This is a genomic window from Nitrospirota bacterium, from assembly GCA_016214385.1.
GTDB lineage: Bacteria > Nitrospirota > Thermodesulfovibrionia > UBA6902 > JACROP01 > JACROP01.
Window position 1 is genome coordinate 1 of record JACROP010000151.1, and the last position, 7,052, is coordinate 7,052.

At 43.1% G+C, this 7,052-nt stretch carries 6 protein-coding genes; 1 reads left to right on the top strand and 5 read right to left on the bottom strand.

What is annotated here, in order from left to right; translation table 11 throughout:
* On the top strand, positions 1-516 hold a 516-nt coding region (locus HZC12_09475; protein MBI5026932.1), incomplete at its 5' end, for an HD-GYP domain-containing protein.
* A 45-nt stretch (positions 517-561) separates the two neighbouring features.
* Here the strand turns inward: HZC12_09475 and HZC12_09480 are convergent.
* The 5 genes from HZC12_09480 to HZC12_09500 all read right to left on the bottom strand — a co-directional run bounded on the left by HZC12_09480 (position 562) and on the right by HZC12_09500 (position 6,985).
* A complete protein-coding gene (locus tag HZC12_09480; GenBank protein MBI5026933.1) occupies positions 562-855 on the bottom strand; it encodes a PilZ domain-containing protein in 294 nt (97 codons plus the stop codon).
* Positions 856-1,165: 310 nt separating this feature from the next.
* A complete protein-coding gene (locus HZC12_09485; protein ID MBI5026934.1) occupies positions 1,166-1,897 on the bottom strand; it encodes a sulfite exporter TauE/SafE family protein in 732 nt (243 codons plus the stop codon).
* Complete coding sequence (locus HZC12_09490) at positions 1,894-2,190, bottom strand: helix-turn-helix transcriptional regulator (GenBank protein MBI5026935.1); 297 nt, start codon at positions 2,188-2,190, stop codon at positions 1,894-1,896. The genes HZC12_09485 and HZC12_09490 overlap by 4 nt, the downstream gene beginning before the upstream one ends.
* Positions 2,191-2,331: 141 nt before the next feature.
* The gene (locus tag HZC12_09495) at positions 2,332-4,335 is read right to left on the bottom strand and encodes a YjbH domain-containing protein (GenBank protein ID MBI5026936.1); all 2,004 of its coding nucleotides are present in this window, start codon (positions 4,333-4,335) and stop codon (positions 2,332-2,334) included.
* Positions 4,322-6,985: an SLBB domain-containing protein gene (locus HZC12_09500; GenBank protein ID MBI5026937.1), complete on the bottom strand. Its 2,664-nt coding sequence runs from the start codon at positions 6,983-6,985 to the stop codon at positions 4,322-4,324. Before HZC12_09500 ends, HZC12_09495 begins: the two co-directional genes overlap by 14 nt.
* Positions 6,986-7,052 lie beyond the last annotated feature (67 nt).

Genomic DNA, 7,052 nt, shown 5'->3' on the forward strand with positions numbered 1-7,052 from the left:
AAGTCTCCCTGGACAAGGGGCCATTCTGAGAGAGTTACAGAATATGCATTAAAAATAGGGAGGGCGCTGGGGCTCTCTGATGGTGAGATGGAGAAGTTAAGGATTGCCGGTCTCCTGCACGATATAGGCAAGATAGGCACTTATGATGGGGTGCTTGATAAGCCAGGGCAATTGACAGATGAAGAATACGAAGTGGTAAAGAGGCATCCAGGAAAGGGTGCGGATGTGCTTTCGCCTATAAGTCAACTCGGAGACATAATCCCATGGATTAGAGGGCATCATGAAAGATACGATGGCAAAGGGTATCCTGACGGCCTTAAAGGGGAAGAGATACCACTTCAGGCGAGGATACTATCTGTTGCAGATGCCTACGACTCCATGACAGCCGAGAGGCCATATAGAAAAACCCCTGGCAGAGAAAAGGCAATCGAGGAATTGAAAAGGTATTCAGGGATACAGTTTGACCCGGAGGTTGTGGATATATTCTTGAAGGTATTAGAAAGTGGTAAGGTATAAAAAGTGCCGACTAACAGGATTGTATTATATTATGAATTTTGATGACTAAACAAATTCCAGACCAGCCCTAAGTTTTTTTCCATCCCTTTTTACCCACCTTACTATAGCCAGTTTCTTTTCCTTCATATCCTTTGACGTGTTTTCAATAAATCTCAGCACATGTCCATTTTCGACTGGAAAATCCGCATAAATCCCAAGACCCTTCCTGCTTATATCTAAGGATACACCTGTGCTCACAACCTTTTTCAGGTCAAACACATCCAGGATACTTAAAGAATATTTCAGAGGCAACTCATAAGACTGACGTGGATAACTACGCCTTTCATTAATGCATTTCATTTTATCCTCCTAAGAAAATAAAGAAATAATACAAAATTGTTTAATCAATTTTGCCAGAATTTATTAAAGGAATGCAACTAAAAAATATCTGGAATTTCTGAGTTTTTTTCAAAACTTCCGTTGCACATTTCACAAAATACCAAACAAGATTGTCATTCCCGCGAAAGCGGGAATCCAGAGGGATTACATTAATGCTTGAAAATACTGGATTCTCGAAGCGAGTCTTCGCGAAGAGTCGCTCCGACCTGCTGGAGTTTACCTCTGCGAAAGCAGGGGCAGGAATGGCATCAAAAGAGTATACTCTTGTGCCTTAAATTATTTTAAGTGATAGAAGCGCGCCTATAGCGATCACTGCAAAGGCTACGTATTTCTTAAAGGCCTTAAGTGAAATACTTTTGAGGATTTTTTTCCCTGTGAGCGTCCCTGCATATGCTGCAGCAACTGTTATTAGCAAGATTGACATATTGTCAAGCAGGGCCTGTCTGTTTGAAAAGGCATAAACAGGTATGCGTGTTATATCCACTATTGATGCAATCGTTGCTGCTGTAACAATAAATGCCTCTTTTGATATCTGGTAATTAAGCAGATATGCACTTCTTATTGCCCCCTGGTTTCCAACAAAACCTCCGAGGAGGCCAGATAAAAAACCTCCGATGAAGTCAATCTTTTGAGGTAGCCTCAGTTTTTCGCCAAATGCGGTTGTTTCTTTCAGACCGAGGAATATCAGCACGATACCGAGCAGAACCTTTACCACTGATGAATCCATTTTGCCCTGAAAGAATGCGCCGATGAATGCTCCAATCAGGGTTAGAACACCGAACCTCTTCAAAATATCCTTGCTTATATGCCTTCCGAACAGAGAGACCTTCAGGAGGTTGTTGGCGAGATGCACGACAGCCACAATCAGGATGGCAATCTTTACATCATAAAATATGAGAAAGACAGGAGTAAGGACTGTTCCCAGTCCGAACCCTGTCATAAGTGTCATGGCTGCTGCTGCAAATGCTGCAAAAACAGTGATTAAGATATTTATCTCAATCACTCCATTACCTCGCTCATGAGTTCGGTTATTTTTTCTTTAATTTGAGATAGGGCCTTAATGCCCTTTGGGGTTGTCCTATAATACTTTCTTATCTTCCCGCCAACATTTTCTGAATACGACTTTAAAAGCCTTTCCTCCTCAAGTTTGTGCAGTATGGGATACAGTGTGCCAGGACTTAGCTTGTATCCATGCCGGCCAAGTTCCTCAATGAGCCACAAACCATATACAGGCTCTCTGGCCGTGTGGTGCAGGATGTGAATTTTTATAAAGCCCAAAAAGAAGTCTCTTATCATATTGTATTTTGTTTCCGCTTTTTGCATTATATCAAGATTCGATAACGGAATGCAATATAAATCAGCATGGCTGGTTGGCGGGGGCGCAGTTGTGGGGTGGATTTTAAAGGCTATTTTTAGCTGGAATAAGAAGGGGGCAGGTCACCTCTGGCCGTTGATAACCTCTTCTCCTATAAGTTCTTCTATGTGTTCCTCTATCTCAGCGGGCATAAAACCTTTCAGCATAGGATATAATTCCTCACGATGCGCAATCCTCTGGCCCACATCTCTGGTCCAGGGTGATAGGGTATACTTATAAAGGATTTTTGAATCATGGTCAAAAAACACCCTGGCCGGTATTGTTATTTTAACCCCTTTATCATGATAGCCGCGGTTATAGCCTGAAAAATTGCTCGTATCAGTAATTGTATACCAGAAACTCACAGATGCTCCTCTGAAATACCTCGTTGTCTCTATCCTTATTCCCTTGTCTCCAGCGAGGAACCTGCCTGCCTCGATTCTTGTAACAAAGCCTATATCCACCAGGCTCCAGTAGATTTCTCCGAGGACAGAATGTGTAGTGATTCCTTTTAATGCAAAGGAGTCTTTAGGGTCTCTCTTTTTTGCAAAGTCTGCCTCAATGCCCAGAGCTAAACGTCCACCTTTGATTAAATGCAGAGCTTCTCCGCCAATGCCTGCAAACATCGGCTCGATGTAGCCTGCGCTGATGCGGGCATAATTATTTTCTCCGAGCCTCATAAATTTATTAAGGCTGAGTATCTCAAGCCTCGGATTGTTATGCTTGTAATCCGCAATATCGCTCCTGACCGGATGTTCATTTGTTGGCGCTGCAGATGTCTTGATATCTCCGGCCACAGGAATCTTGTATCTCGCATAAAGGCTTGTGCCCTCTGTAAGAAAATAATCCGCCCAGAGGTCGATGCCTGCCCTGTATTTTATAAAACCCGAGGGGTCATTAAGAAAAGTCTCAACGACTGGCTCTATACCGTAAGTAAGTCGTTTTATCTTCTGCTGCCTTGCCTCTGTGATATTGTCTTCTAAATCAGGTGACTTAGTAGTAATAGTCACAATCCTTGCAAGGTCTTCTTTTGTAAGTTTTCCATCGAGGAAATCAAAGAAGTGTTCAGGGCTGAGTGATACAGTTGTCACAGGGACTCCTTTTATCTCTGATATTGCATGGACTTTTTGAATATCTTCAGGCGAAAGAGCAATAACAGTCCTCAAAACCCTTCCAAAGGCCTTTGTCTCAGAAAGATACTTTGTGTTTTCAAACTCCGCATAAATTTCCTTGCCTTTTATGAAAACCCTCACATTATGAAAGCCCTGCTTTACCAGGGCATCTCTTATTTTTTCCACAGGCTCTGTCTCTCCCCTTTCACTCAATGGCCTTCTATCAACAGGCGCGGTGTAGGGATAGTCGGGTTTATGTGGGAGGATGGGCTTTCCAAGGGTAAAAGAGTAATTAACCATAACTCCTACATTTTCTCCCCTGTGAAGGGATAAGCCGAGCATGAGCCCTTTCCATATTTTAAATCTTGCCCCAAAATTTATTTTCGAAGATGCCTTATCTGCAATATTAACCCTATCTTTTTCATATTTGATAGGGTTGTATTCTGCCATTAAAGAGAGCTTCTGGGTTACATGCACCTCAACGCCGCCAAACGGGCCTTTGAGGCGTTCGAGACCATACCCGACTGTGATGTCAAAGGGATGGATAAGGCGGCTCAGTGCAATGTATTTGGATGGGAAAAGTCGGGTGCCCTGAATGTCCTGGAGGCCTACAGCTATAGCAGGGAATACCTTACTCTCATCGAAGATCTGATACTTTAAATCTATTGCCCTGTCTTTGAATTTCCCGTAATTTCTCCAGACAGGGTCGTCAGATGCCTGAAGGTTGAGAAGGGAAGTAAGCCTTCCATTTATCTCAAGGCCCGGGAAATACCCGATAGAGGCATAATACCAGCGGTAAGGGAAGGCGTGAGAAATTCCAAGCCTTAGCTCGCCATCCTCTATGACTCTTGCGGTGGGGACTTCAACAAGGCCGGTGCCGCCCCAGTAGGCAGGTTCAGCGGCTACTGTGATGGAAGGATAGAGATATACGATTAGAAATGCGAAGAATAATAGTGCGATCTTAAAAGAGGACAATCAAGACACCGGCAGTAACAGCAATCTGGAATATTATCTGTGTTATGTCCTTTACCTCTTTGAGCCATGCCACCTTCTCCATTTTCTCAGGGACAACAATCGTGTCCCCTGGGTCAAGCCCTGTCTTTGAATAATCAGCCACTTCCCAGCGGTAGTCCTTATCGCTCCAGTGAATGCCCCACCCACTTATTTCATCAGGCGGCATTGCCGAGCCGTCTACCTTAAGGATATATATCCTCTTCTTATCCGCATTCTCTGTAGGGCCGCCTGACATTGATATGTAGCGTGAGATTGAGACCTCAGGGTCGTATAGAAATGCAGTCTGATTATAGACAGCGCCAATAACATTGACAGAACCCGGTCTCTCAGGGATAAACAGTGCATCCCCATCCTCAAGCTCGATGTCTAATTTGCTTTCCCTGAATTTCTCAAGACTGGCAAGGTGTATAACCATACGGCCCTTTGCTTTTATAGATCTCAGTTTTGTTATAAACTCCTTTTTTCTTTTGAGATCCTCCTGCTTAATCTTTGCATCCTCAGGTGTAAGTGCCACTGCCACTTCTTCGCCTCCCCTTATAAACATGTCCTTCTCAAGCTTGTCTACATACTCATCAAGCATCTTCTGCTGAAGGGTCATGATTGACTCTCTTGTAAAGAGAGCACCCTTGCGATATGCCTTATCCGTAAAACCGCCAGCACGCTCTATGAGCGAGGACAACTTTTCACCCCTTGTGATGATATATTTTCCAGGGAAATTAACCTCACCATTTATACTAACAAGTCTTTCTTTTCGCCAATCTGGTATCTTCCTGACAAAAATCCTGTCCTCGTCCTGCAGCAGGATGTTCTCCTTCGGGTCTTCTGCCATTGCAAGCCCGACATCAAAATATATCCGGGATACCTCCCTTTTTTCGTTTAACCTGATTATTTCGCCTTTTTGAAGATAGGCGTCTTTCGTGAGTCCACCTGTCAAAAGTATGGCGTCCTTTACCCTGGTGTTTTCAGCTAAGTTAAACCTGCCGCTCTTTCTCACTTCACCCTCTACAGTTACAAGGGGCTTATCCTTAAAGAGCCACTTTGAAAAAACGTATATCGAATCCTGTGGTTTTAGCTCAATGTTATTTGTATCGTCGTCATTAAGTAAAACCTTACCTAAATTAAAAGGTATCAACTGTGTCTCAAGTCCTGGTGGATTTAATCTCTTAACCAGGGCGTATTCAAAGTGTGTTTCTGGTAATAGTTCATCAGAGTCCTTTATCAGGTCCTTAACTTTCATCCCTAATTTATACTCGTATTTCCCCGGACGTTTTAAGTTTCCATAAAGATAAACTGCATTTACATCCTTATCCACAATACTGAAGACCTTTACTAAATCCGCATCCTGAAGCATAAAATCCTTTGCTTTAGTCAAATCTTTATCATTAATATCAACAAACACCTGTCTTTCATTCTTCTGTATCCTCTCGACCTGTATCTGCTGGGTATATGCAGTAGGGACAATCCCGCCTGCAATATCAAAAAAGCTCATCAGGTCGAATCTATCCTTAAGTTCATAGATTGCAGGCCTCTTCACATTTCCTGCAATACCAACAAGTGGTCCTGATGTTGGCACAAATATAACATCTCCTGCCTGTAATACCTTATCCTGAGACTTATCACCTTTAAGGAGAAGGTCATAGAAATCAAGCACAGCAATGGTCTTGTCCTTCCTCTTTAATTGTATGTTTCTTAACGAGCCTATCTCTGTGGGTCCACCTGCTAAAATAAGGGCGTCTGTTATTGTGGATAAAGAGCCGATTGTGTAACTGCCAGGCTTTCTTGCCTCACCAAGCACAAATATCGAAATGCTTTTCAGTGCACCCATCGTGACATTTATATTTGCTCCAACAATCTGTTCTGCCTGCTCCATAAGGTAATTCTTCATGGTACCAAAACGCATACCTGCTACTGTAAGTGGCCCTACCTGCGGTATTGTTATATTGCCATCTCTATCAATTACAAGGTTGTACTGGGCATTGACCCTTCCCCAGAGAAGTATCTTTACTTCATCCCCTGGCCCTACTACATGGTCTGATGGCACAGGAATGTCCTGCCTCTGGGTCAGAACTTTTACTGTTGCCCCTGTAAAAAATTCATAGCCAAAAGGCATTAACTCAGTGGAGACATTCTGATATTTTTCCACAACTCGATAGCGGTCAAAGAGGGATTTTCTTCCTTCTGTGCTGATGACTGTCTTTTCTATGACCTTTGGTAGCTCTTTCCTCTCAGGTTCTTTCTTTTTTTCTATAAGTTCCTTACCTTGCAAGATATCTTCAGGAGTTAATCCCTTAAATTCGGGCTGGCTCTTCAGTTGCTCTATTGCCTCTGGAGTGAGGACACCTCCTGTTTTACCGAGTTCAGATTCAATAGCCTTGCGCTGTTCAGGAGATAATTTTTCTATTTGCTGTTGTGTTGGTTGCGGATTTGCCACTGGCTGAGACTGTGGCGACTGTTGCACAGGATTGCCTATACCTATTACCTGTATACCACTCTGAGAGGCAGAACCTTGGTTAATAGCGTCAGGAGATTGTGCAAAAGCGTTCCCCGCCAGGATGAAAAACAACATAAAGATTACGGTCAGAAATCTCTTAATACCAATTCTTATTGCCATATTGAATTCCTCCACAAAGCCAAAGATTAAACACGATTCATGTTCTACTTTTCACCCATATTCCGTG

Coding starts and splice junctions, on each gene's coding strand:
- HZC12_09480 (MBI5026933.1), bottom strand. CDS start 855: ATGAAATGCATTAATGAAAGGCGTAGTTATCCACGTCAGTCTTATGAG.
- HZC12_09490 (MBI5026935.1), bottom strand. CDS start 2,190: ATGATAAGAGACTTCTTTTTGGGCTTTATAAAAATTCACATCCTGCAC.
- HZC12_09500 (MBI5026937.1), bottom strand. CDS start 6,985: ATGGCAATAAGAATTGGTATTAAGAGATTTCTGACCGTAATCTTTATG.